A 24706-nucleotide genomic window follows, 5' to 3' on the forward strand; every position below is an offset into this window, starting at 1 on the left:
TCCGGGTCGAGCGTGGCGAGGTCGCCGGTGCGCACCCAGGGGTCGGGCTCCTCGCCGAGGTAGCGGTGCCGGGCGCCCGGGCCGCCGAGCAGCAGTTCGCCGTCCGGCGCGAGCGAGGTGCGCACACCCGGCAGCGGTGTGCCGACCAGGTCGCCGGGCCCGGTGAAGGCGCTCTTCTCGGCCTCCTCGACGGCGGCCGCCGGGAACAGCTCGGTGAGCGCGTAGACGCCCCAGGCCTGTTCCGCCCCGGCCTGCTTGACCCGGCGGAGCAGGGTGGCGTCGGCGGGTGCCGAGCCGGTCCAGACCCGGCCGGTGAACCGGGCCCCGGCGCCGAGCGCGGCGCGCAGCTGGGGCGGGGTGAGGTAGGTGTGGGCGGGGGTGAGCCGGGCGAGCTGGCGGGCCAGCGCGGCCGGTTCGCGGGCCGGCAGGGCGACCGCGGCCCCGGCGCTCAATGCGGGGACGAGCACGAAGAAGGTGCCGCCCAGGACGACGGAGCCGGGGCGCGGGTCGACCAGTTCGCCGACGGTGCGCAGACCGGCGGCCAGACCGCCCCGGGAGTGCACCACGGCGCGCGGGCGGGCGGTGGTGCCGGAGGTGAAGACGATGACGGCGTCGGTGTCGCGCGCGGGTGCGTCGGAGCCGGGGATGCTCGGCACCGACGCGCCGAAGCGTCCGACCCGCAGCCGGGGTGCGCAGCCGGGCAGTCGGCGGCCGAGGGTGGCGACCGGGCCGAGCACCTCCAGCGGGGGCAGGGCGAGGTCGGCGCGGCGGGCCAGCGGCCGGGCCCAGCCGGCCACCGCCTGGGCGGCGGCGTCGGCGAGGACCAGGTCCGGGCGGGCCAGCGCGAGCCGGGCGGCCAGGACGTCGGGGCCCGCGGTCGGGTCGAGGACGGCGATGCGCAGGCCGAGCCGGTGCGCGGCGAGCATGACGGCGAGCGCGCGCGGGCCGGGGCGCAGGGCGAGGCCGAGGGTGGTGTCCTCGCCGAGGCCGCGGGCGTTCAGGGCGACGGCGTAGGTGTCGGCGAGGGCGGCGAGTTCGCCCCGATGGATCCGGACGCGGGTGCCGCCGAGCCGGGTGTGGGTCAGGACGGCGGGGCGGTCGGGGTGCCGGGTGCGCAGGTCGTGGGCGAGCCGGTCGAGCACGGGGTGTCCTCGGGTTTGCGGCGGGTGGTGAGCTTCGGGCGGTCAGCGGTCAGCGGTCAGCGGTCAGCGGTCAGCGGACGTCGACGGCGCGGGTGCCGGGCCCGCGTTCGAGGTACCAGCGGGCGGTGCCGAGCACCCCGTAGGCGCGGATCCGGCGGGTGGAGTTCTGCACCACCATGTCGCGGCGGTGCGTGATCGCGGTGGTGTGCCGGCGGACGCGGTTGATGAACAGCCGGTCGGTGGGCGAGGGGCGGCGCGGCATGCCGCCGACCGCCAGGTACAGCTCGGCGGTGATCGCCATGTTGTTGCCCGCGTGCATCCGGTACGGCGTGAGGTAGCCGTGCCGACGGTGGTGCGCGGGCCGGATCCGGCCGAAGAACGCGCCGAGTGCGACCAGGACCAGGAAGACGGCGCGTCCGGCCGGTCCGTGCTCGTCCCGGCGGGCGGTGACCCGGCCGCAGACCAGTCCGCCGCCGTCGACCAGCGCGGCCCGGGCGGCGGCGGTCCAGCCGGGGGCGGGCAGGCAGTCGGCGTCGGTGCGGGCGATCAGGGTGGCGCCGCGCGCGATGGCGTGCCGGAACGCGGTGTCGACCGCCGAGCCGACGCCCTTCTCCGGCTCGACCAGCACCTCGACCGGGAAGGGTGCCCGGGCGGCGAAGGCGCGGACGGCCCCGACGGTGCCGTCGGTGGAGCCGTTGTCGGCGACCAGGAGGGTGAACTCCAGGTCCCGCTGGGCGGCGAGGGCGTTCAGGGTGGCGGTGATCCTGGCCTCCTCCCGGTAGGCGGGGACGACCACCCAGAGCGCGGTCACGACGCCTCCCAGACCATCGCCATCAGGCTCACGCCGCCGCCGAGGCCCAGCATCAGTACCTTGTCGCCAGGGTCCAACTCCTCGTGTATTCGGTCGAGTTGGATCCCGATCGTGGCGCTGGCGACATTGCCGAGCTCGGGCACCGTCACCACCAGCTTCTCCTCCGGCACCCCGGTGGCCTCCACGAAGCGCTCCAGGTAGGGGACGGTCACCTGGTGCACCAGCACCCGGGCGTAGTCCTCCCAGCCGAGGCCGGTGCGGGCGGCCACCCGGGTCAGGATGTCCAGGCCGATCTTCTCGAAGACGCCGCGCAACTCGGTGCCGCCGCCGCGGAAGTAGCTGTACTCGTCGCCGCGCGGGTGGCGCGAGCCGCCGCCCGGGATGCCGCCGGTCCGCCAGTGCTCGGAGGCGGTCTCGGTCTCCACGTCGAGGATGCCGCCGCGCTCCACCGCCTCGACCACGACGGCGGCGCCCGCGTCGCCGAAGGTGTAGCCGGCGAAGCCCGCGCGGAACTCCTCAGCCCCGCCGGGGTCCCGCCGCATCGCCCGGCTGGGCGTCTCGCCGGTGACCACCAGGGCCCGCCGGGCCCGGCCGGCCAGGATCGTCGAACGGGCCAGGTCGATCCCGTTGAGGAAGCTGTTGCAGGCGTTGCTGACGTCCAACGCGTGTGCCCGCGAGCCGAGTTCGGACTGCACCAGATGCGCGGTGGCCGGTTCGGCGACATCCCGGGTGGCCGAGGCGAACAGCAGCAGGTCGATGTCCAGCGGGTCCAGGCCGCGGCTGTCCAGGGCGCGCCGGGCGGCGCCGAGGGCGAGGGTGGAGGCGTACTCGCCGTCGGCCGCGAAGTGCCGGGTGACGATGCCGGTGGCCTTCTCGAAGGTCCGCTCCGGCAGGCGCAGCCGGCCGCCGGCGGTGATCTCGTCCTGGAGCTGCCGGGAGGTCAGTCGGCGGGCGGGGAGCTGGGATCCGACGGCGGTGATGCCGATCCGCGCGGTGGCTGCTGGGTGCATGGCCCCATCGTGCGGCGGACGGGCGGCGCCCGCCTGAGTACGGGTACTCAGGCGGGCGCCGCCGGGCTACTCGGACCGGGTCAGTCCTGCTCGGGCTCCTCGTCCCCGCGACGGTCCGCGCCGTCGCGGGGGAGGAATCCGGCCGGCACGGCGTCCACCGGTACCGGGACGGAGACCGTTGCCGCGGCCGCGGGAGCACCGGCCGCAGGAGCTCCCGCCGCGGGAGCGGCAGCGCCGGGAGCGCCGTCCGGGCCGACGGTGGACAGCAGCTGCCGGGCCAGCCCGAGCCCGGTGCCGCCCATCGCGAGCGCCTTGGCGAACAGCTCGCCCATCCCGTCGGCGCCGTTGAGCAGCACCATGTGCTCCACATTGCCGAAGGACTCGGCCGCGGCCCGCACGATCTGCGGCCACTGCTCGGCCAACTCCTGGGCCACCACCGCCTCCTGGTTCTCGGCGAGGGCGGCGGCCCGGGCCTTGATGCCCTCGGCCCTGGCCAGCGCGACCGCCCGGGCGGAGGCGGCGTCGGCCAGGCCGCGGGCCTCGACCGAGGCGGCCTCGGCCCGCCCGGTGGCCGTGGTCGCCTCGGCCTGCGCCAGTCCGCGCACCCGGGTGGCATCGGCGTCGGCCTCGGCGGCGATCCGCACCCGGCCGGCCTCGGCGGCGGCCGCCAGTTCGGTCTCCTGGGCCTGCGCCTGGGCGGCGGAGATCCGGGCGTCGCGGGCCGCCTCGGCGGTGGTGCGGGTGTCGTAGGCGCGGGCGTCGGCGGGCTTGCGCACGTCGATCTGGAGCTGCTGCTCCTTGCGCCGTGCCTCCAGTTCGGCGACCCGGGTCTCCTGGACCACCACCTCCTGCCGGGAGGCGGCGTCGGCGAGCGGTCCGGCCTGCCGGGCGCGGGCCGTCGCGGTGTCCATCTCGGCCTGGTAGGAGGCCTGTTGGATCTCGCTGTTGCGGGTGGCCTCGGCCTTGCGGGCGGCGGCCTCCTGTTCGGCCTCGGTGGCGACCCGGTCCGCCGCGGCCTGGGCGATCCTGGCGTCCCGCTGGACGGCGGCGGCGTGCGGGATGGCGAGGTTCTTGATGTAGCCGGTCGGGTCGATGATCTCCTGGATCTGCAGGGTGTCGATGATCAGCCCGAGCTTCTCCATCTCCAGTCCGGAGGCGGCCCTGGTCTCGCCGGTGAGCCGCTCGCGGTCGCGGATCATGTCCTCGACGGTGAGTCCGCCGACGATCGACCGCAGGTGTCCGGCGAAGACGTTGTGGACGCGCTGGCTGATCAGTTTCTGCTGGTCCAGGAAGCGGCGGGCGGCGTTGGCGATGGAGACGTCGTCGTCGCCGACCTTGAAGATGACCACGCCCTTGACCCGGACCGGGATGCCCTGCGTGGTGACGCACTCGACGTTCAGTTCGGCCTCGTTGAGGTCCAGCGAGAGCCGCCGGACGCCCTGCAGGCCCGGCGTGACGAGGGTCCCCCGGCCGGTGACGATCCGGAAGCCCAGCCCGTCACCGACCCCCTCGGTGCGGTGGCGGGAACCGGAGATGATCAGTGCCTCGTTCGGTTCGGCCACCCGCCACATGAGCTTGAAGAGCGTGATCATGACCACCACGGCCGCGGCGACCGCCCCGGCGATGACGAGTCCCATGGTTCAACTCCCCCTTCCGGCGCAGGAGATGCGCCGAAATGGATTGTCCGCCCGGGTGGGTCGCGGGGAAAGGGAAGTGACATGACGCACCGTCACAAGGTCGTCACGGGAGGGTCCGCGGATCGTCACAGGCCGTCCGGTCGACCGGTGGACGACCCGGTCGACGGGTGGACGACCCGGCCGGCCGGCGGAGCGCCCGACGGCCGGCCGGGCGTCAGGGCCCGATCGGCGCCACGTAGACCGTCCGCGGCGGCTGGTACTCGATCACCACCACCGGCGTCCCCACCACCAGCCGGTCCCCGGGCACGGCCAGGTAGGCGAGGAACGCCTCGGCGCCCCGCCGCTCCGGGACGTGCACCATCACCTCGCCGACCAGCCCGGCACCCACCGCTCCGGTGACCCGCCCCGTGCTCCCGATCACGTCGGCCTCCCTCGACTCGTCGGCTCCGAAGCCAGTCTGCCCGCCGGGAGGCCTCCGCGCCCCACCGTTCACCCGCCGGACCTCGCCGTTCTCCCGCGCCGACCCCCTCTGGACCTCCGGCGGTCGGCTCGCTACGGTGTTGGACGTCATGCGCGGGCAACACCGCCTGCGGACGCGGGAGCTCGGAGCACCGGGCTGAGAGGGCGCTGAACGGGACGTCGGACGACGGACCGGAGGCTGCGTCGACCGCAGGAACCTGACCGGGTAATGCCGGCGTAGGGAGTTGAAGGTCCGTTGACCACCTTTGAGGCACAGCCGCAGTCTGCCCAGTCCCCGTCCGGGCACGGCGCCGCCGTGACCAGCGCCGGCACCGGCTACCCCACCCCCGCCTGGCGCAAGGCCTACCGCGAGGGGTCCCGTCCCGACCTGCGCGTGCCGTACCGCGAGGTCGTGCTGACCAACGAGAAGACCGTCCCGCTGTACGACACCTCCGGGCCGTACACCGACCCGGCCTACGAGCCCGACGTCCGGCGCGGGCTGCCCGCGCTGCGGGACTCCTGGATCCGCCAGCGCGGCGACGTCGAGGAGTACGACGGGCGCGAGGCGCGCCCCGAGGACGACGGCATCAAGCACACCTCGCCGCGCGGCGGGAACCTCCGCAACCTCGACGCGGTCTTCCCCGGCCGCCCGCGCCGTCCGCTGCGCGGCCGCGGCGACGTCGCGGTCACCCAGCTCGGTTACGCCAAGCGCGGCATCGTGACCCCCGAGATGGAGTTCGTGGCCCTGCGCGAGGGCCTGGCGCCCGAGTACGTGCGGGACGAGGTGGCCCTCGGCCGCGCCGTCATCCCGGTCAACGTGAACCACCCCGAGGTCGAGCCGGCGATCATCGGCACCAACTTCCTGGTGAAGATCAACGCCAACATCGGCAACTCCGCGGTCACCTCCTCGATCGAGGAGGAGGTGGAGAAGATGACCTGGGCCACCCGTTGGGGCGCCGACACCGTCATGGACCTCTCCACCGGCCGCAACATCCACACCACCCGTGAGTGGATCCTGCGCAACTCCCCCGTGCCGATCGGCACCGTGCCGCTCTACCAGGCACTGGAGAAGGTCGACGGCCGGGCCGAGGACCTCAGCTGGGAGGTCTACCGGGACACGGTCATCGAGCAGTGCGAGCAGGGCGTCGACTACATGACCGTGCACGCGGGCGTGCTGCTGCGCTACGTGCCGATGACCGCCCGCCGCAAGACCGGCATCGTCTCGCGCGGCGGTTCGATCATGGCCGCCTGGTGCCTGGCGCACCACCGGGAGAACTTCCTCTACACCAACTTCGAGGAGCTCTGCGACATCCTCGCGCGCTACGACGTCACCTTCTCGCTGGGTGACGGCCTGCGCCCCGGCTCGATCGCGGACGCCAACGACGAGGCGCAGTTCGCCGAGCTGCAGACCCTGGGCGAGCTGGGCCGGATCGCCCGCGCCAAGGACGTCCAGGTGATGATCGAGGGCCCGGGCCACGTCCCGATGCACAAGATCAAGGAGAACATGGATCTCCAGAAGGAGATCTGCGACGAGGCCCCGTTCTACACCCTGGGCCCGCTCACCACCGATGTCGCGCCCGGCTACGACCACATCACCTCGGGCATCGGCGCCGCGATGATCGCCTGGTGGGGCACCGCGATGCTCTGCTACGTCACGCCCAAGGAGCACCTGGGCCTGCCGAACCGGGACGACGTGAAGACCGGCGTCATCACCTACAAGATCGCCGCCCACGCCGCGGACCTGGCCAAGGGCCACCCCGGCGCCCAGGCCTGGGACGACGCGCTCTCCGACGCGCGCTTCGAGTTCCGCTGGGAGGACCAGTTCAACCTGGCCCTGGACCCGGAGACGGCCCGCGAGTTCCACGACGAGACCCTCCCCGCCGAGCCCGCGAAGACCGCCCACTTCTGTTCCATGTGCGGTCCGAAGTTCTGCTCGATGAAGATCTCCCAGAAGATCCGCGAGGAGCACGGCGACGGTTCGAGCGCCGTCGAGTCCGGCTACGGGGCCGACGCGCTCGCCGGGATGGCCGAGAAGTCGGCGGAGTTCGCCGCCCAGGGCAACCGGGTCTACCTGCCGCTGGCGGACTGAGCACGTCGCACGGGTGCGCCGGACCGGGGGGTGGAGGGGGCCTCCCGGCCCGGCGCACCCGTGCTCGCGTGCGGCGCTGCCGCGCCCGCCGTCCGGCCGGGGGCGGTGCCGGTCAGGCCGCGTCCTCCGGGTACCAGCGGAGCTCGACGGTGTTGCCGTCCGGGTCCTGGACGTAGATGGAGGTGGCGCTGCCGCGGGCGCCGTAGCGGGGGACGGGGCCCTCCAGGACCTTGAAGATCCCGGCGTCGATGACCTGCTGCCAGTCGAGGGGGTCGACGGTGAGGCAGATGTGGTCGACGTTGGACTCGCCGCGGGGGCGGGACATCAGGTCGATGATCGTCTCGGGGGTCACCCGGAGGGACGGGAAGGAGACCTTGCCGGCGCGCCACTCCTCGACCCGGACCGGCTCCAGGCCGAGCAGGCCGCCGTAGAACGCCAGCGAGCGCTCGATGTCGCGGACGTTGAGCACGAGGTGGTCGAAGGCCTTCACACGGATGGCGGTCATGGTGGCTCCAGTCGGGAGGGGTGCTGCCGGTGACGTGTTCCACGATCCGCCAGGCGGCCGGTGTCATCAAGACGGCATCGGTCAACGATCATTGAGGCGGAGTAAACGGTGGAGGGGGCGGACGTGCTGGAACGGGTGGAGATCGAGGTCTTCCTGACGCTCGCGGAGGAGCTGCACTTCGGCCGCGCCGCCGAACGCCTGCGGCTCAGCACCGGCCGGGTGAGCCAGGTGGTGCGGCAGCTCGAACGGCGGCTCGGGGGTGCGCTGTTCGAGCGCACCAGCCGGTCGGTGCGGATCACCCCGGTGGGCCTGCGGCTGGCGGAGGAGCTGGCGCCGCTGGTGGCCGGCATCACGGCGGCGGTGCGCCGGGCGGCCGAGGCGAACCGGGGTGTCGCCGGTGAGCTGCGGGTGGCGTTCCTCGGGGAGGGGACGGCGCCGGTGCTGCTCAGGGCGGTCGCGCTGTTCAACGAGCGGCACCCGGACTGCCGGGTGGACGTCCGCGAGGCCCAGCTGGCGAACACCCGGTCCAGCCTGCTGGACGGCTCGGTGGACGTGCTGATCGCCGCCTTCCCGTTCGACGGGATGGCGAACGGCCCGGTGCTGATGACCGAGCGCCGGGTGCTCGCGGTGGCGGCCGGGCACCCGCTGGCGGGGGCTGTCTCGGTGTCGCTGGAGGTGCTGGGCGACCACCCGGTGGTGCAGTACCCGGCCGTGACCTCGGCGGCCTTCAAGCGGGACCGCACCCCGGACCGGACCCCGGCGGGGCGGCCGGTGCAGCCCGGACCGGTCGGCGCGACCTTCTCCGAGATGCTGACACTGGTCGCGCTGGGCCGGGGCGTGCTGCCGGTCGGCGAGCTCTCGCTGCGGTACCACCCGCGTCCGGACCTCGCCTATGTGCCGATCGAGGACGCCCCGCTGATCGAGCGCGGTCCGGTCTGGCGGGAGGGGAACACCACGGAGCGGGTCCGCGAGTTCGTCCGGGCGGCGGCCGACTCGGTGGCGGAATCGGCGGCCGGCTCGGCGGCAGCGGCCCCGGCGTCGGCCGCGCCCTGACCGTGCGGAGTGTCCCGGTCAGCTGTCGTCGGGCCCGGTGAGGGCCGGGGCGCTGCCGGCCCGGGCGGCGGCGGTGAGGTGGGGGACGAGCGCCCGCTCGCGCAGGGCGCGCTGCCAGTCCCGCCGGGCGTCGTCGAGCTCGGCCGCGAGCTCGGGGTCGGTGCCCGGCGGGAAGGGGACGGTGGGCGGGGCCGAGCCGTCGCGCAGGGCGGTGAGGATCAGCCCGACGATGCCGACCGCCATCGCGGCCACCCCGGCGGCGAGGGCGAGCCACCCCGCGGTGAGCAGGGAGCGGGCCAGGGCGCTGTCCGCGTCGGCGGCCCGCAGCGCGTAGCCGAGCAGCAGCAGGACCAGGGCGGCCGTCCAGGCGAGGATCGGGGTGAGGACGGTGAGCACCGGGAGCAGTCCGGCGCCGCCGTTCGCCGAGCGCAGCTGGGTGAGCAGTCCGGGCGCGGCGGGTTCGCCGGGTGCGGGCGGGGTGGCGCGGAGGTTCTCGCGCAGTCGCAGGTAGTGCTGGTACTCGGTGGCCGCCGGGGCGGCGACGCGGTCGGCCGAGGCGAGCGCGTGGGCGCGCAGGTCGTCGGAGGGTGGCGCGCCGGGGGCGCGCAGGACGGTGCGGAGGGTGTCGTCGCGCAGTGCCGCGTCGAGGAGGCGCTCGAAGTCCGGGCGGTCCTCGGCGAGCAGGTGCGGGGCGTCGTTCATGGGGACCCCGTTCATGCGGACCCCCGCGCTCTCCGTCCCGACGTGCACGGGGCGGGGCGCGGAGTCGGGCCGCCGGTGGGGCGGCCGGGTGTGGTGTGTCCCCGATGGTAGGGGTGGGTGCGGCCGGGTCGACAGTGGCTTTCCGGAATTTCGCGCCCCTGGATGCGCGTGCGCGACCGCGCGGGCGCCGGGAACGCGCGTTCGATCGACGGTCCGTCACCTGCCGTGGGCGGAGGGTGTTCCGGGGCGGCGAGGCTGTTTCCGGGCGGCGGAGGGTGTTCCGGGACGCGGAGGGTGTTCCGGCACGGCGGAGGGGCCGGACCGCGTGCGGTCCGGCCCCGGGGTCGCCGCGCCGGTGGTTCAGATCGGCAGGCGGGAGACCAGCAGCCGGCCCTCCATGGTCACCCCGCCGTCCATGGCGACGGCGAGGTCCTCCGCGTAGACGTACGGGCCCGGGACGTGCGGCGGCATGCCGTCGTCGGCGTGCACCGCGCCGGTGAGGTACGGGATCGGGCTGTGGCCATGCACGACGCGCGTGCCGCCGTAGGTGTCCAGCAGTTCGCGGACGGCGGTCGGGCCGGAGTCGCCGCGGAAGGCGAAGCGCTTGGTGAACCGGCGGAAGCAGTCCCACCACTCGTCGACGCCCTCGTCCGCGAGCAGGTCGTGGACGGCGTCGTTGACCTCGGGGATGGACTCGCCGTACTCCAGGTACGCGGTGGTGTCGGAGTGCAGCAGCAGGTGGCCGTCCTCCAGGGCGATGGCGGGGAGCCGGGAGAGCCAGCTGATGTGGTGCGCCTCCAGGCGCTCCAGGTCGCTCTGCTGTCCGCCGTTGAGCCGCCAGGCGGCGAGGAAGGAGGCGGTGCCGGCGGTGGACTGGACGGGCTCGTCGCCGTAGCGGGCGGCGCCCAGGAAGAGCAGTTCGTGATTGCCCATCAGGGCCCGGCAGTAGCCGCCGGCGGCCGCGGACTCGGCGGCGAGCTGCATGACCAGGTCGATGACGCCGATGCCGTCGGGGCCCCGGTCGGTGAAGTCGCCGAGGAACCAGATCCGGGACCGGCCGGCGGACCAGTGGCCGTCGGCGTCGATCAGGCCCTGGTGGCGGAGCTCGGTGCGGAGCTCGTCGAGGTAGCCGTGCACGTCGCCGACGACGTAGAGCGGGCCGGGGGGCTCGCCGGGGCCGGGGGCCGGGTACGGGTGGTACGGCTGGCCGGGTTCGGCGAGCGGGGGGCCGAGCTCGATGGTCGGCGGGTCGTCGCTCTGCGGGCCCGGGTGGCCGCCGTGGGCGGGGGAGGGGTGGTCCGGCAGGGTGGGCTCGTAACCGGCCTGCTCGTGGGGGCCGTTCTGGGCGTGCACGGTGTGGCCCTGATCGGGCCCGGTGGCCGGCCAGTGCTGTTCGAGGTACCGGGCGCCGCCGTAGCCGCTGTAGGTCTCGGCCTCGTAGCCGGTCGCGGAGTACCCCCCGTTGGGGTCCGGTTCGTAATAGGTGCCGTACGGCAGCACGTCGAGGTCCGGCTGGTGGCGTGGGCCTGAGTCCGGGTGTTCAGGCCCGGGGAAGCGGTCCTCGGGTGTCATTCGCCCATCATAGGAAGACCACTCTCCCGGCGTCGTCACCTGGTGGGTATCCAATCCTCCGGAGCGTCAGCCGGGCGGTCCGTCAGGTCCGTTTTGTCCCGACTCGGCATGGTCCAGACCACAGCCGGCTGGGGTGCGGTCGCGGGCGTCACACCTCACCCGGCGGGCGGGGCGGGCTGACCGTGGTGCGCGGGCTCCGCCGTTGCGAGGAGGCGCGCACGATGAGCTCGGTCGGCATCAGGGTGCCGGGCGGCGGACCGGTGCCGGCGGTGCGGAAGCGGGGCGGGAAGAGCCGGGCGATGTCCACGCCGGTGCCGGAGTCCACGCCCTCGATGGCGTCGATCAGCAGGTTCACCACGGTGGTGCCGATCCGCCGGGGCTTGAGCGACAGGGTGGTGATGGGCGGCTCGGTGGTCGCGTAGACGTCGCTCTCGCTGCAGCAGACCAGCAGCAGGTCGTCCGGCACCCGCAGGCCGTAGCGCCGGGCGGCGGCGAGCAGGTCGGTGCCGTTGGGGTCGAACAGGCCGTAGACGGCGTCCGGCCGGTCCGGGCGGGCGAGCAGCCGGTCGGCGGCGACGGCGCCGGCGGCCGGGTCGTGCGCGGGGTAGGTCTCGTAGACCGGCTCCTGGCCGACCTTGGCGCACCAGCCGAGGTAGGCCTCGGTGGAGAGCCGGGTGTAGGTGTCGGTGCTGGTGCCGGTGAGCAGGCCGATCCGGCGGGCGCCGGCCTCGGAGAGGTGGTCGAGGATGCCGAGCACGGCGGCCTCGTGGTCGTTGTCGACCCAGGCGGTGACCGGGCAGTTCCCCGGCTTGCCGTCGCTGACCACCGGCACGCCGGACCGGTACAGCTCGCTGACCAGCGGGTCCTGGTCGGGCGGGTCGATCACCACGGTGCCGTCCAGGGCGATGTTGCCCCAGACGTCGTGCCGGGACGAGGCGGGCAGTACCACCAGGGCGTAGCCGCGGCCCAGGGCGGCACTGGTGGCGGCCCTGGCCATCTCGGCGAAGTAGGCGAACTCGGTGAAGGTGAACGGCTCTTCGCCGTAGGTCGTGACGGTCAGCCCGATCAGGCCGGACCGTCCGGTGCGCAGGGTGCGGGCCGCCGCCGAGGGGCGGTATCCGAGGCGCTCGGCGACTTCGCGCACCCGGCTTCTGGTCTCGTCGGGCAGGCGGCCCTTCCCGTTCAGCGCGTCGGAGACGGTGGTGATCGACACTCCGGCGGCTGCTGCCACATCCCGGATGCCGGCCCGCTCCAGACGCCGTGAGGTGGTGGGCCGCCGACCGCTCTGGTTGGCTGCTGCTGTCATGGCGGACCGATCGTATGGCTCCTGACAAGGGTCTGTGACCGGCGCATTGGGAGCCTGTGGAGATACGTTTCTCCGTGAGTGAGCCCGTGTGCGCCCCTTCGATCCCCGTACGAAACCAGCTGGTTTACCTCTGACATGTGCCAAAGGAACCCAGCAGAATGGCTGATCCGCGTCTGTAACCCGACCGGGCATCTCACCCCTACGGGTGAGTGCGATCGGTATCGTTCAGGGCACCCGACCGGGGTGGAACCGCACGCGTTCCGGCTGCCCGGGCACGGCGGCGAACCCGACCGTGGCGGGCGAACGCAGCGGAAAGACAGAAGGAGACCGACCGTGACCGCAGCACAGGGCCCCCGCCTCAGGCCGAGCCTGGACGGCATTCCCACCTACAAGCCCGGCAAGCCGGCAGGCCCCGACGCCTACAAGCTGTCGTCCAACGAGAACCCCTACGAGCCGCTCCCGGGGGTGCTGGAGGCGGCGGTCGCCGCGGCCGGCAAGCTCAACCGCTACCCGGACATGGCCGTCACCGAGCTGACCGCCGAACTGGCGAAGCACTTCGACGTGCCGGTCGAGCACATCGCCACCGGCACCGGCTCGGTCGGCGTCGCCCAGTCGCTGATCCTCGCCACGGCGGGCCCGGGCGACGAGGTGATGTTCGCCTGGCGCTCCTTCGAGGCCTACCCGATCATCACCCAGGTCGCCGGCGCGACCCCGGTCCCGGTGCCGCTCACCGCCGGCGGCGACCACGACCTGGACGCGATGCTGGCCGCGATCACCGAGCGGACCCGGCTGATCTTCGTCTGCAACCCCAACAACCCCACCGGCAACGTGATCCACCGCGCCGAGCTGGAGCGCTTCCTGGACGCCGTCCCGGCCGAGGTGCTGGTCGTCGTCGACGAGGCGTACATCGAGTTCATCCGCGACCCCGAGGTGCCCAACGGCCTCGACCTGTACCGGGACCGCCCGAACGTCTGCGTGCTGCGCACCTTCTCCAAGGCCTACGGCCTGGCCGGGCTGCGGGTCGGCTTCGCGGTCGCGCACGAGCCGGTCGCGAACGCGCTGCGCAAGACCGCGGTGCCGTTCGGCGTCGTCCAGATCGCCCAGGACGCCGCCGTCGCCTCGCTGCGGGCCGAGGCCGCGCTGATGGTCCGGGTGGACGCGCTGGTCGAGGAGCGGGCCCGGGTGGTGGCCGGGCTGCGGGCCCAGGGCTGGGAGATCCCGGACTCGCAGGCCAACTTCGTCTGGCTGGAGCTGGGCGAGCGCTCGCAGGACTTCGCGGCCGCGTGCGCGGCCGCCGGGGTGATCGTCCGGCCGTTCCCGGAGGGCGTGCGGATCTCGATCGGCGAGGTCGAGGGCAACTCGATCTTCCTCGCCGTGGCGGAGGCGTTCCGCAAGGAGCTGTAGCCCCCGCGCGTTGTCCGGCCCCGCGGCGGAGCGGGGCGGCCCGTACCGGCCGTCCGGCTCCGCCGCGGCGCGTTCCGGGGGCCGTTCCCGTGCCGTTGCCAAGGCCCGGGACGGCCCGCGGACGATCAGGAGTGCCTGGGGTTTTCTGGGAGACGGCTGGGAGAACGGTCAACGGATCGTCGGGAACCGGCCAAGCCGGTCCCGGTGGCGGGCGGAGCGCGGCAAATGCCCGGTTCGACCGGTCAGCCTTCTCCCAGTCGGCGCCCAGGACGGTGCAAGAGCGCCCCGGGAAGCTGTCCGCCATGAAGGTGTTCCCGCGACGGCGAGGTGCCGTCCTCGTCAACTCCGCGCTCGGTGTGGCCCTGCTCGGTGCCGCCGCCCTGGCGTACACCGTGCTGGACGACGGCTCCGGCACCACGGCCGCCAAGGCCCCCGTCCGCACGGCGACCGTGACCAAGGGCACGGTCCTGGCCACGGTGTCCGGAACCGGCACCCTGGCCTCGCCCACCGACGCCGCCCAGGACTTCACCACCGGCGGGCGGCTCACCGCGGTCAAGGTCGCCGTCGGCGACCAGGTGACCAAGGGCCAGGTGCTCGCCACCGTCGACACCACGGCCGCCCAGCAGCAGGTGGACGCCGCGCAGGCGGCGCTCAACACCGCCTCGGTCAATCTGACCAAGGCCAGGGCGGGCGTCACCACGACGACCGTCCAGCAGCTGCCGGCCAAGGCCAACGGCTCGTCGGGCTCCTCGGGCTCCTCGGGTTCGTCCGGCGGCGGTACCTCCGGCGCGAACGGCACCGGCGGGACCGGCGGCACCGGCGGCACGGGAAGCCGGGGGGCGGGCGGGAGCAGCGCGTCCGCCCCCGCGGCCGACCCGTCCGGGCAGACCGCCCCGTCCGCGCAGGCCACCGTCCAGGCGGCGCCGGTCGCCGTCCCAGAGCCGCAGACCACCACCATCTCCACCACCAAGGTGGACGAGGCGGCGGTCGCCCAGGCCGAGCAGCAGCTCGCCACCGCGCAGACCAACCTCTCCAACGCCCAGACGGCGCTGGCCGGCACCACGCTCACCGCCTCGGTGGACGGCACGGTCGCCTCGGTGGCGGCCAAGGCGGGCGACACGGTCGGCGCGACCGGCGGCGGGTCCTCCACCGGCGGCACCAAGTCGACCGGGAGCTCCGCCACCGCCCCCAGCGGCTTCATCGTGCTGACCAACCCGACCGGCATGCAGGTCACCGCGAACTTCTCCGAGCTGGACTCGCTCAAGCTCAAGAAGGGCGAGGCGGCCACCGTCACCCTGAACGCGCAGTCCGACAGCAGGTTCAACGCGTCGGTGCTGTCGGTCAGCCCGCTGCCGGTGAGCGGCTCCGGCGGCGGTGCGGCGGCCGTGCAGTACTCGGCGACGCTCCAGATCTCCGGTGACACCAGCAAGCTGCGGACCGGCCTCAGCGCGACCGTCTCGGTGGTCACCGGGGAGGCGGACAACGCGCTCTCGCTGCCCACCTCGGCGCTGTCCGGCACCGGCTCCAGCCGTACCGCGACCGTGGTCCACCAGGACGGCACGACCGACCGGGTGACCGTCGAGGTCGGGGTCGAGGGCGACACCACGGTCCAGGTGCTGACCGGGCTGAACGAGGGCGACAAGGTCGAACTGGCCTCCACCAGCGGGTCCAACGGCTTCCCCAACGGCTCCTTCCCGGGCGCCAACGGCGGCCAGGGCGGCCGCAACGGCGGCGGCGCGGGCGCGGGTGCGGGAGTGGCCGGGATCGGCGGCGGTGCGGCCGCGGGCGGTGCGGGCGCCGCCCGGGGCGGTGGCCGCTGATGGCCCGCCGCGCCCTCCCCACCCGGCCGGGCCCCGGCCCGGTACGGCCGGACCGCCCGGACACACCGCCCCCGGTGATCCGGATCCGCCGCCTCACCAAGTCCTACGGCCACGGCGACGCCACCGTGCACGCGCTGCGCGGCCCGGACGACCCCGCCACCGGGGGCCCGCTGGGCGTGGACCTGGACATCGAGCAGGGCGACTTCGTCGCCGTGATGGGCAGCTCCGGCTCCGGCAAGTCCACGCTGATGAACATCCTCGGCTGCCTCGACGTCCCGACCGGCGGCCGCTACCTGCTGGACGGCATCGACGTCGGCCACCTGGACGAGGGGCAGCTCGCCCTGGTGCGCAACCGCAAGATCGGCTTCGTCTTCCAGTCCTTCAACCTCGTCCCGCGCACCACCGCGCTCGCCCAGGTCGAGCTGCCGCTCGCCTACGCGGGCGTGCGGGCCGCCGAACGCCGCCGGCGGGCGCTCGCCGCGCTCTCCCTGGTCGGCCTGGCCGAGCGGTCCGGGCACCGGCCCAACGAGCTCTCCGGCGGCCAGCAGCAGCGCGTCGCGGTGGCCCGGGCGCTGGTCACGGCGCCCGCGATGCTGCTCGCCGACGAGCCCACCGGCAATCTGGACAGCCGCTCCACCGAGGAGGTGCTCGGGCTGATCGACGGCCTCAACGCCACCGGCCGCACGGTCGTGCTGATCACCCACGAGGACGAGGTCGCCCGGCACGCCAAGCGGGTGCTGCGGCTGGTGGACGGCATGATCGTCTCGGACCTCCGGCAGGCTCCGGTGGACGGGCCGCCGCCCGCGCTGCACCGGGCGGGGGTGCCGGCGTGATCCTCTGGCAGACCCTCCGTTTCGCGGCCGGCGGCCTGGTCGCCAACAAGGTCCGCTCCGCGCTCACCATGCTGGGGGTGCTGATCGGCGTCGCCTCGGTGATCCTGCTGCTGGCGGTCGGCAACGGCTCCTCGGTCGCGGTCAAGGAGTCCATCACCTCGCTCGGCACCAACTCGCTCACCGTCACGTCCGGCTCCTCCTTCGGCGGCGCGCGCTCGGCGAGCAGCGCCAAGAAGCTGACCGTCGCCGACGCCAAGGCGCTGGCCACCGAGGCCGACCCGCACGCCGTCCGCTCGGTGGCGCCGGTGGTGACCGCCGCCGGCACCGCGCTGAACGGGGACATCTCGTACAGCCCCGGCTCGATCGTCGGCACCTACCCGGCGTACTTCGAGACCGCCAACCAGAAGGTCGAGCACGGCGAGTACTTCACCCAGGACGACGTGCTGGCCTCCCGCAAGGTGGCGGTGCTCGGGGCGACCACCGCCAAGCAGTTGTTCGCCACCGCGGACCCGGTGGGCAAGCAGATCGTCGTCGGCGGCACCCCGTTCACCGTGGTCGGCGTGCTCAAGGCCAAGGGCGGCACCGGCTTCACCGACCCGGACGACGTGCTGGTCGCGCCGCTGCCGACCGTGCAGAACGCCTTCACCGGCTTCGGCTCGGTGAACCAGATCATGGTGCAGGCGGCCTCGGCGGACAGCACCGCGCAGGCCCAGTCCGAGATCACCCGGATCCTGCTCGGCACCCACGCGATCGCCGACCCGAGCAAGGCGGACTTCCGGATCAGCAGCCAGACCTCGCTGCTCAGCGCCCGGGAGTCGACCACGAAGACCTTCACCGTGCTGCTCGGCGCCGTGGCCGCGATCTCGCTGCTGGTCGGCGGGATCGGCATCACCAACATCATGCTGGTCACCGTCACCGAGCGGACCAGGGAGATCGGCATCCGCAAGGCCCTCGGCGCCCCCCGGGGCGTCATCCTCGGGCAGTTCCTCACCGAGGCCACCCTGCTGTCGGTGGTGGGCGCCGGACTCGGCGTGCTGGCCGGGATCGCCGGCTCGCACTTCAGGATCGTCGGCATCGAACCGGTGGTGATCCCCGAATCGGTGCTCGGCGCCTTCGGGATCGCCGTCGCCATCGGCCTGTTCTTCGGCAGCTACCCCGCCAACCGGGCCGCCTCGCTGCGCCCGATCGACGCCCTCCGGCACGAGTGACCAAGGACCGCAGACCATGAGCAACGAGATCGAGCCGTCCGCTCCGTCCACCCCCGCCGAGCAGGTCGTCCTGCTCTCCACCGCGCCGGACGGCAGGGACGTCACCGCCGAGCTGGCCGCGCCGCCGCGGCGCCGGCTGCCCTGGGTGCCGCTGGTGCTGTCCGCCGCGGTGATCGCCACGGCCGCCTTCGCCGGCGGCGTCTGGTACCAGCGCGACCAGGCCCCCGAGCGGACCTCCGGCCGGACCGTCGCCGCGGGCGGCGGCGCGCAGCAGCCGCGGCCGGGGGCGACCGGCACCGGCGCCGGCCAGAACGGCAACCGCCGCAACGGCGGCGGCCAGGGCGGTCAGGGCACCGGCGGCCAGGGCGGCGGGCAGGGCGGCTTCACCCGGGGCACGGTCAAGGCCGTGGACGGCACCACCGTCTACCTGACCGACGCCGGCGGCAACACCGTCAAGGTGACCACCGGCGACTCCACCAAGGTGCAGCTCAACAAGGAGGGCAAGGTCGGCGACCTCCAGCCCGGCCAGAGCGTCACCGTGGTCGGCACCCCGACCGACGGGGGCTACGCCGCGACCCAGCTGGTCGAGGGCGCCGCCGCCGGCGGCTTCGGGGGAGGCGGCTTCGGCGGCGGTGCGGGCGGCTTCGGCGGCGGCCCCGGTGCAGGCGCCACCCGGAACCCGTCCGGCGGCTGACCGGCCGCCGTACGCGCGCGGCCCGGCCCGACCTCCTCCGGGGGCCGGGCCGCGCATCCCCCCGCCGACCTGCGCCGGAGTACTGTCGGGGCGGTACGCACACCATCGAGGCCCGACCTGGGGGTCCGTCCGTACAAAACCGCCCGATAAGGTGTTAATCCAACATTCATCGATGGCCCTTAGCCTCCCCGAGCTAGCCTCGAGCTGAACGCCATCGTCCGACCGGGAGGCGGAACCCCCGTGCAAGGCACTGTGTCGACAGGAACTTCGGCGGTGAACAACGGCGGCCAGGGGGAGGCCTACCTGCTCGTCGTCGACGACGAACCGAACATCCGCGAGCTGCTGTCCGCCTCGCTCCGCTTCTCCGGCTTCCGGGTCGCCTCCGCCGCCAGCGGCGCCGAGGCGCTGGAACTGATCGCCGTCGACCGCCCCGACCTGGTCGTCCTGGACGTGATGCTCCCCGACCTCGACGGCTTCACCGTCGTCGAGCGGCTCCGGGAGCAGACCAGCCGCGGCCTCCTCTCCGGCTCCGGCCACCCCGGCGACCACCTGCCGGTGCTCTTCCTCACCGCCAAGGACGGCGTCGGGGACAAGGTCCAGGGGCTCGCCGCGGGCGCCGACGACTACGTCACCAAGCCGTTCAGCCTGGAGGAGCTGATCGCCCGGATCCGCGCCATCCTGCGCCGCTCCGGCGGACCGGCCGAGGACGGCCGGCTGATCGTCGCCGACCTCGTGCTCGACCCGGTGGCCCACGAGGTCACCCGAGGCGGCGTCGTGGTCGCGCTCTCCCCGACCGAGTTCAAGCTGCTGCACTACCTGATGGCCAACGTCGGCCGGGTGGTCTCCAAGGCGCAGATCCTCGACCACGTCTGGGCCTACGACTTCGGCGGCGACCTCTCGATCGTCGAGTCCTACATCTCCTACCTGCGCCGCAAGCTCGACTCCGGGCCCAGCCACGGGCCCAAGCTGATCCACACCGTGCGCGGCATCGGCTACGCCCTGCGCCGCCCCCCGCAGGGCTGACCCCGGACCCCGCCGCCCCGATGCCCCTCCCGCTCCCCCGCCGCGCCTTCGCGCGCCCCTCCGCCCGACCGCTCGGCCGCCGCCTCGGCAGGCTCTCCCTGCGTCGGCTGTCGCTGCGCGCCCGGCTGCTGGTGCTGGTGCTCGCCCTGGTCACCACCGGCCTGGTGGTCAGCGACACCGTGGTGCTCGGCACCGTCCGCCACCAGCTGGTCCAGCGGCTCGACGAGCAGCTGGAACGCTTCGGCGAACCGCTGGCCCGCCGCGCGCCGACCCGCAACAGCTGGGCGGAGCCCAAGCAGCAGCCCTCGCTCGGCGGCAAGCGGGCCACCCCCTTACTGGCCGCACTGCCCAGCCAGTACCTGGTCCAGTACCTGGGTGTCGACGGCAAGGTGCAGTTCGTGGTGCGCCAGCCGATGTCGGAGAACGACCCGGCGCCGCAACTGGACGGCTTCGACCCGGCCGCGGTCGGCGCCGACACCCCCGTCGACCTGCCCGACCGGCGCGGACGGGCCAGCTGGCGGGCGATCGTCCTGCCGGTCCAGCGGCCGAGCGCCCCGGCCAGCGTCTTCGCCGCGCCCGCGCCCAGCGCCGCCTACGTGATGGTCGCCGTCTCCCGCGAGGACATCGACACCACCGTCAACCGGCTGCGCACCGCCTTCCTGGCGATCGGCGGCGTCGTCCTGCTGGTGATCGCGGCGCTCGGCTTCTTCGCCGTCCGCACCGGACTGCGGCCGCTGCGCCGGATCGAGGAGGGCGCCCAGCTGATCGCCGCCGGCGAGCTCTCGCACCGGATGCCGGCCCTCCCGGCGAACACCGAGGTCGGCCGGCTCTCCATCGCCCTCAACGGCATGCTGGCGCAGATCGAGGCCGCCTTCGCCGCCCGGGCGGAGTCCGAGGGCCGGATGCGGCGGTTCGTCGCCGACGCCTCGCACGAGCTGCGCACCCCGCTGGCCGGGATCCGCGGCTTCGCCGAGCTGTACCGGATGGGCGCCCTGCCCGCCGAGGCCGACGTCCGGCGCACCATGGGCCGGATCGAGAACGAGGCGATCCGGATGGGCACCCTGGTCGAGGACCTGCTGGTGCTCGCCCGGCTGGACGAGGAGCGCCCGCTCGACCTCGCGCCGATGGACCTGCGCACCCTCGCCGCGGACGCCCTGCACGACCTCACCGCCCTCGACCCGAGCCGCCCGGTCGCCCTCACCGGCCCGGCCGGCGGCGGCCCGCCCGGCCCGGCGCCCGTGCTCGGCGACGAGGCCCGGCTCCGCCAGGTGGTCACCAACCTGGTCGGCAACGCCGTCAAGCACACCCCGCCCGGCACCCCGGTCCGGATCGGGGTCGGCCGCGAGGGCGGCCTCTGCCTGCTGGAGGTCGCCGACTCCGGCCCCGGCCTCACCGCCGACCAGGCCGCCCTGGTGTTCCACCGCTTCTACCGGGTGGACGCCTCCCGCAGCCGCAACGACCAGCGCGGCGGCGCCGGCCTCGGCCTCGCCATCGCCACCGCCCTCACCCACGCCCACGGCGGCGCCCTCACCCTCCACACCGCCCCCGGCACCGGCGCCACCTTCCGCCTGGAACTCCCCCACCAGCGCTGAAACCCACCGATCGGGTGAATCCGCTTCGTTCACCCCGGTACCAGTGCACCCGGGTGCGAGTGTGCGGGTGCGGCTTGTGCCGGTGTGCGCGGGCTGATCACACTGGACGGGAATGAGGGGTGTCTCAATGTTCGCGCTCGTAGCCGAGGAGACCGTCGTGGACCTGGACCAGGCGCTGTGGCAGGTGTGGAAGGCGATGGAAGTCCCCGAGGGCTTCCGTGCGGAGCTCATTGAGGGGGCCATCGAGATGTCACCGACTGGTGGGACGCGGCACTTCAGCGTCAACCGGGGAGTTCTCCGCGCGCTTCACGACCACCTGCGTGGCAGCGGTTGGGGGCCGGCCAATGACGGCAATGTCATCCATGGGCTCAAGGTCGCGATTCCCGACGTCTTCGTCGTACCCGACGACGTCGACGGGATCGAGCACCCCGAAGGTCTCGGAGTGCTCGCCTCGGGTGTGGTCCTGGTGGTCGAGACGGTGTCGCCGGGCAGCGAGAACCGCCGTCGCGACCTCGTCCTCAAGCACCGCGCCTACGCCACCGCCGGCATCCCCGTCTACGTGATCATCGACGACTACGACGACGGCGGCGCCGTCACCGTCCTCTCCGGCCCGGACCCCGAGCGCGGGGCCTACGCCCGGTCGGAGCGGACGCCGTACGGCGAGGACGCCGTGGTCCCCGAGGGCCCCGCAAAGGGGTTCGCGATCGGGCCCGGCATCACCGGGGAGCGGCGGGGCTGACCTCCTCCCGGAGGAGGTCCCGGGCGAGCAGGCCGGCCTGGAAGCGGGAGGAGGCGCCGAGGGTGGCCATGAGGTCGGCGACCCGGCGGCGGTAGGTGCGCAGGGAGACGCCGAGGAGGCGGGCGCCGGTCTCGTCGGTGTGGCCGGCGGAGAGGGCGCGCAGGGTGTCGCGGGCCTGCCCGGTCAGCGGGGGCGGCGGGGCGGCGCAGTCGGCGAGGGCGGTGGCGGTCTCCCAGGTGGCGCGGAACAGCGAGCGCACGCCGTCGACCACCTCGGGCGCCTGCACCACGGTGTAGGTGTGCACTCCCCGCACCGGGGCGCCGGCCAGGATCGCGGTGCGCCGGTCGATGACGATCGCCTCCCGGGCTATCGGCCCGTCGGAGATCCGGATCTCGATGCCGGAGGCGGCGATCCGCCGCAGCCGCCGGAGCGACTCGGGGTCGGCGAGGGCCCGGCGGCTGTAGAGCTTGCGCATGGTGAGGCCGGGGACGACGTGCGGTCGCTTCCCCTCCCGGAAGGCCGCGTTGACGCCCGCGGAGAAGGTCATCAGATCGGTGGCGGCGACCAGGAACTCCTCGCGGGAGGCGACGAAGAGGTGCCCGGCCCGCTGGACGAGTTCCTGCTCGCCGTGCAGGGTGATGATCCGATCGGTGCTCATGGCAGCAAACTGCCAGATCGGTCGTCCCTCCCGCGAGCCCGTTCGAGGCTTTCTTCCATGACGAGCACTCACGCACTCCCCGCCAACGCCGCCGGCACCTTCCTCCTCGGCGGCGACCTGCCGGTGTCCCGGATGGGCTTCGGCGCGATGAAGCTGCCCTCCCGCGACTGGCACGGGCCCGCCTGCGACCCCGAGCAGAGCGTCCGGGTGCTGCACCGGGCCGTCGAGCTGGGCGTCGACCACATCGACACCGCCTGGTTCTACTTCTTCCGGGAGGTCTCCGCCCACGGCCTGATCCGGCGGGCCCTGCACCCCTACCGGGACGGCCTGGTGATCGCCACCAAGGTCGGCCCGGGCCGCGACCCGGAGGGCCGCTGGCTGGAACCGGCCGACCGGGAGGCCCTGCGCGCCGCCGTCCACCGCGATCTGCGCGAGCTGGGGGTGGACCGGCTGGACGTGGTCCACCTGCGCCGGATGCCCAGTCAGTCCTCGATCGCCGAGCCCTTCGCCGCGCTGGCCGAGCTGCGCGAGGAGGGCCTGATCCGGCACCTGGGCGTCAGCAATGTGAACGAGGCCCAGCTCGCCGAGGCCGAGGCGATCGCCCCGGTCGTGACGGTGCAGAACAAGTTCAGCGTGCTGGACCGCACGGCGGAGCAGGACCGGCTGCTGGCGCACTGCACGGCGCGGGGCATCGCCTTCGTCCCGTTCTACCCGCTGGGCGGTACCGGGGTGCCCGAGCACCCGGCCCTGCTGCGGGTCGCCGAGCGGCACGACGCCACCCTGGCCCAGGTGATGGTGGCCTGGCTGCTGGCGCTCTCGCCGTCGGTGCTGGCGATCCCGGGCACCTCCTCGCCGGCGCACCTGGAGGAGAACATCGCCGCCGCCGCGCTGCGGCTGGACGCCGAGGACCTCGCGGAGCTGGAGAAGCTGACGGTGTCCGACAAGTAGGACTGTCCGATGAATTCCGCTCCTGGTTTCCCCGCCGGTCCGCCGGGAAGGGCCCCGCCCGTACCCGAAGGTTCCCCAACTCCCAGGAGCGGTCCGGATGGCAGCGTCAGCAGCGGGTTCCGGGGCGTCCTTCCGGCGGGACCTCTCGGAGTGGCGGATCGTGCTGGTCGCCTGGCGGCTGGTGGTACTGCAGGCCGCCCACCCGGTGGTCGCGGCCGGGATGGCCGAGCACTCCACCTACCGGGGCCACCCGTGGCGCCGGATCGAGCACACCATGGCCAGCGGGCGGCGGCTGTTCCAGGCCGACGAGGAGCAGCTCTGGCGCGAGGTCCAGCGGCTCGACCGGGCGCACCGGCGGATCGGCGGCACCACCGAGGACGGGCGCGGCTACGACGCCCGGGACCCGGCCGCCCGGGCCTGGGTGCTGCTCACCCTCTTCGAGAGCGTGGTCGCGATGCGGGAGCTGAGCGGCGAGCCGTACACGGCGGAGGAACTCGACTCCTCGTACCGGGAGTTCGCCGGGATCGCGGCGGTGTTCGGGCTGCCCCCGGGGGAGCTGCCCGCCACCGCGGCCGAGCTGCGCGGCCGGCTGCACCGGACGGTGGTCGAGCAGCTGGAGTTCACGGAGACGGCGCGCCATCTGCTGTTCGACCTGCTGAACGGGACGCCCTGCCCGCGCCGGCTGCGCTTCCTCGGCCCGGTGGGCTGGCGGGCGCTGCGGGCGGTGGCCGGCCGGCTGGCCGCCGAACTGACCGTGGCGGACCTCCCGGCGGTCTTCCGCGAGCGCTTCGGCCTGGTACCCACCCGGCGCGGGCGGCTGCTCTCGCTGCTGCTGCACCGCGGGGCCCGGGTGGTGGTCACCCGGCTGCCGGACCGGCACCGCTACCGCGCCCCCGGGGCGGGCTCCCCGTCCCGGCCCCGGCGGCCGGCGAGGCAGGACACCCGGCCGCCCCGGCTGGACCGGTTCTTCCGGGAGGTGCTCGACCAGACCGGGGACGGCCATCTCACCGCCCACGACCTCCGGGCGATGGCGCACAACGTGTGCTGGCAGCTGGAGCTCTCCGAGGAGGGGGAGGCCCGGGTGTACGACGCCTTCGAGCGCTGGTGGGAGGAGCTGCGGGCGGGCATGGACGCCGACGGCGACGGCCGGGTGACCCGGGCCGAGTACATCGCCGCCACGCTGGCCGGCTGCGACCGCGACCCGGCGTACCTGGAGCGCGGGCTGCTGCCCGCGCTCCGGGCGGTGTTCGAGGCGGCCGACGCGGACGGGGACGGCCTGCTGGACTTCGCCGAGTACCGGGTGCTGTTCGACGGCCGCCGGGTGCACCCGGCCGAACTCTCGCACGGCTTCCGGCAGCTGGACACCGACGGGGACGGTGTGATCACCGCGGCGGAGTTCCTGCGCGGCTTCGTGGACTACTTCACCGCCCGCGCCCCCTCCGCGCCGGGCACCCAGCTGCTCGGCCGGGCCTGACGGCTGCCGGGCCCGACGAAAGCGTAG

The 24706-nt window shown here is 74.1% G+C and carries 22 protein-coding genes and 1 riboswitch; of the genes, 12 read left to right on the forward strand and 10 right to left on the reverse strand.

Going from position 1 to position 24706, the window contains the following annotated elements:
- The 5 genes from BI06_RS09755 to BI06_RS09775 form a co-directional block, all read right to left on the reverse strand.
- Window positions 1-1142: AMP-binding protein (locus BI06_RS09755; RefSeq protein ID WP_063794946.1), on the reverse strand; the 1142-nt coding region annotated here is incomplete at its 3' end.
- Window positions 1143-1212: 70 nt separating this feature from the next.
- Window positions 1213-1953 (reverse strand): glycosyltransferase family 2 protein, encoded by a 741-nt coding sequence (locus BI06_RS09760; RefSeq protein ID WP_043466994.1) that lies wholly within the window; start codon window positions 1951-1953, stop codon window positions 1213-1215.
- On the reverse strand, window positions 1950-2963 hold the full coding sequence (locus BI06_RS09765; RefSeq protein ID WP_030392361.1) for a 3-oxoacyl-ACP synthase III family protein: 1014 nt from the start codon (window positions 2961-2963) through the stop codon (window positions 1950-1952). Before BI06_RS09765 ends, BI06_RS09760 begins: the two co-directional genes overlap by 4 nt.
- Window positions 2964-3043: 80 nt before the next feature.
- Window positions 3044-4600 (reverse strand): flotillin family protein, encoded by a 1557-nt coding sequence (locus tag BI06_RS09770; RefSeq protein WP_082558393.1) that lies wholly within the window; start codon window positions 4598-4600, stop codon window positions 3044-3046.
- A gap of 214 nt (window positions 4601-4814) precedes the next feature.
- Window positions 4815-5021, reverse strand: coding sequence for a hypothetical protein (locus BI06_RS09775; protein ID WP_030392359.1), 207 nt, complete (start codon window positions 5019-5021; stop codon window positions 4815-4817).
- A 164-nt stretch (window positions 5022-5185) separates the two neighbouring features.
- A riboswitch (TPP riboswitch) is annotated at window positions 5186-5320 on the forward strand.
- 55 nt (window positions 5321-5375) lie between these two features.
- Between BI06_RS09775 and thiC the strand changes: the two genes are divergently transcribed.
- Window positions 5376-7148: a phosphomethylpyrimidine synthase ThiC gene (gene thiC / locus BI06_RS09780; protein ID WP_043467608.1), complete on the forward strand. Its 1773-nt coding sequence runs from the start codon at window positions 5376-5378 to the stop codon at window positions 7146-7148.
- Between the two features lie 112 nt (window positions 7149-7260).
- Here the strand turns inward: thiC and BI06_RS09785 are convergent, their stop codons facing one another.
- A complete protein-coding gene (locus BI06_RS09785; RefSeq protein WP_043466997.1) occupies window positions 7261-7653 on the reverse strand; it encodes a VOC family protein in 393 nt (130 codons plus the stop codon).
- Between the two features lie 108 nt (window positions 7654-7761).
- On the opposite strand from BI06_RS09785, the gene BI06_RS09790 reads away from it, so the two are divergent.
- Entirely contained in the window at window positions 7762-8706 is a 945-nt protein-coding gene (locus BI06_RS09790; RefSeq protein WP_255360204.1) for a LysR family transcriptional regulator, read from the forward strand.
- An 18-nt stretch (window positions 8707-8724) separates the two neighbouring features.
- Here BI06_RS09790 and BI06_RS09795 read toward each other — a convergent pair whose 3' ends face one another.
- The 3 genes from BI06_RS09795 to BI06_RS09805 all read right to left on the reverse strand — a co-directional run bounded on the left by BI06_RS09795 (window position 8725) and on the right by BI06_RS09805 (window position 12286).
- Window positions 8725-9423 carry a hypothetical protein gene (locus tag BI06_RS09795; protein ID WP_051740599.1) on the reverse strand — a complete coding sequence of 233 codons (699 nt, stop codon included), beginning with the start codon at window positions 9421-9423 and terminating at the stop codon, window positions 8725-8727.
- Window positions 9424-9768: 345 nt separating this feature from the next.
- Window positions 9769-10980, reverse strand: coding sequence for a metallophosphoesterase (locus BI06_RS09800; protein WP_078879729.1), 1212 nt, complete (start codon window positions 10978-10980; stop codon window positions 9769-9771).
- 148 nt (window positions 10981-11128) lie between these two features.
- Window positions 11129-12286, reverse strand: coding sequence for a LacI family DNA-binding transcriptional regulator (locus tag BI06_RS09805; protein WP_078879728.1), 1158 nt, complete (start codon window positions 12284-12286; stop codon window positions 11129-11131).
- A 333-nt stretch (window positions 12287-12619) separates the two neighbouring features.
- Here BI06_RS09805 and hisC point away from each other — a divergent pair, with 333 nt between their 5' ends.
- From hisC to BI06_RS09845, 8 genes are all read left to right on the forward strand, one after another.
- Window positions 12620-13690, forward strand: coding sequence for a histidinol-phosphate transaminase (gene hisC, locus BI06_RS09810; protein ID WP_030392352.1), 1071 nt, complete (start codon window positions 12620-12622; stop codon window positions 13688-13690).
- Window positions 13691-13992: 302 nt separating this feature from the next.
- The gene (locus BI06_RS09815) at window positions 13993-15510 is read left to right on the forward strand and encodes an efflux RND transporter periplasmic adaptor subunit (RefSeq protein ID WP_043467000.1); all 1518 of its coding nucleotides are present in this window, start codon (window positions 13993-13995) and stop codon (window positions 15508-15510) included.
- Window positions 15511-15584: 74 nt separating this feature from the next.
- Window positions 15585-16343: an ABC transporter ATP-binding protein gene (locus BI06_RS09820; protein WP_030392350.1), complete on the forward strand. Its 759-nt coding sequence runs from the start codon at window positions 15585-15587 to the stop codon at window positions 16341-16343.
- Window positions 16340-17551, forward strand: coding sequence for an ABC transporter permease (locus tag BI06_RS09825; protein WP_043467003.1), 1212 nt, complete (start codon window positions 16340-16342; stop codon window positions 17549-17551). Before BI06_RS09820 ends, BI06_RS09825 begins: the two co-directional genes overlap by 4 nt.
- Before the next feature lie 16 nt (window positions 17552-17567).
- Window positions 17568-18245, forward strand: coding sequence for a hypothetical protein (locus BI06_RS09830; protein WP_051740603.1), 678 nt, complete (start codon window positions 17568-17570; stop codon window positions 18243-18245).
- Window positions 18246-18518: 273 nt separating this feature from the next.
- A complete protein-coding gene (locus BI06_RS09835; RefSeq protein WP_043467006.1) occupies window positions 18519-19268 on the forward strand; it encodes a response regulator transcription factor in 750 nt (249 codons plus the stop codon).
- Window positions 19269-19288: 20 nt separating this feature from the next.
- Window positions 19289-20860: a cell wall metabolism sensor histidine kinase WalK gene (locus BI06_RS09840; RefSeq protein WP_107113305.1), complete on the forward strand. Its 1572-nt coding sequence runs from the start codon at window positions 19289-19291 to the stop codon at window positions 20858-20860.
- A 127-nt stretch (window positions 20861-20987) separates the two neighbouring features.
- Window positions 20988-21599: a Uma2 family endonuclease gene (locus tag BI06_RS09845; RefSeq protein ID WP_043467010.1), complete on the forward strand. Its 612-nt coding sequence runs from the start codon at window positions 20988-20990 to the stop codon at window positions 21597-21599.
- Here BI06_RS09845 and BI06_RS09850 read toward each other — a convergent pair.
- On the reverse strand, window positions 21577-22257 hold the full coding sequence (locus tag BI06_RS09850; RefSeq protein ID WP_043467013.1) for a response regulator transcription factor: 681 nt from the start codon (window positions 22255-22257) through the stop codon (window positions 21577-21579). The two genes, BI06_RS09845 and BI06_RS09850, sit on opposite strands and share 23 nt — an antisense overlap.
- Before the next feature lie 57 nt (window positions 22258-22314).
- Here BI06_RS09850 and BI06_RS09855 point away from each other — a divergent pair, with 57 nt between their 5' ends.
- Both BI06_RS09855 and BI06_RS09860 read left to right on the forward strand, forming a co-directional pair.
- The gene (locus tag BI06_RS09855) at window positions 22315-23205 is read left to right on the forward strand and encodes an oxidoreductase (protein ID WP_043467016.1); all 891 of its coding nucleotides are present in this window, start codon (window positions 22315-22317) and stop codon (window positions 23203-23205) included.
- Window positions 23206-23302: 97 nt separating this feature from the next.
- Complete coding sequence (locus BI06_RS09860) at window positions 23303-24679, forward strand: EF-hand domain-containing protein (protein ID WP_043467018.1); 1377 nt, start codon at window positions 23303-23305, stop codon at window positions 24677-24679.
- Window positions 24680-24706 lie beyond the last annotated feature (27 nt).

Source organism: Kitasatospora sp. MBT66 (genome assembly GCF_000710405.2).
Classification (GTDB): Bacteria; Actinomycetota; Actinomycetes; order Streptomycetales; family Streptomycetaceae; genus Kitasatospora; species Kitasatospora purpeofusca.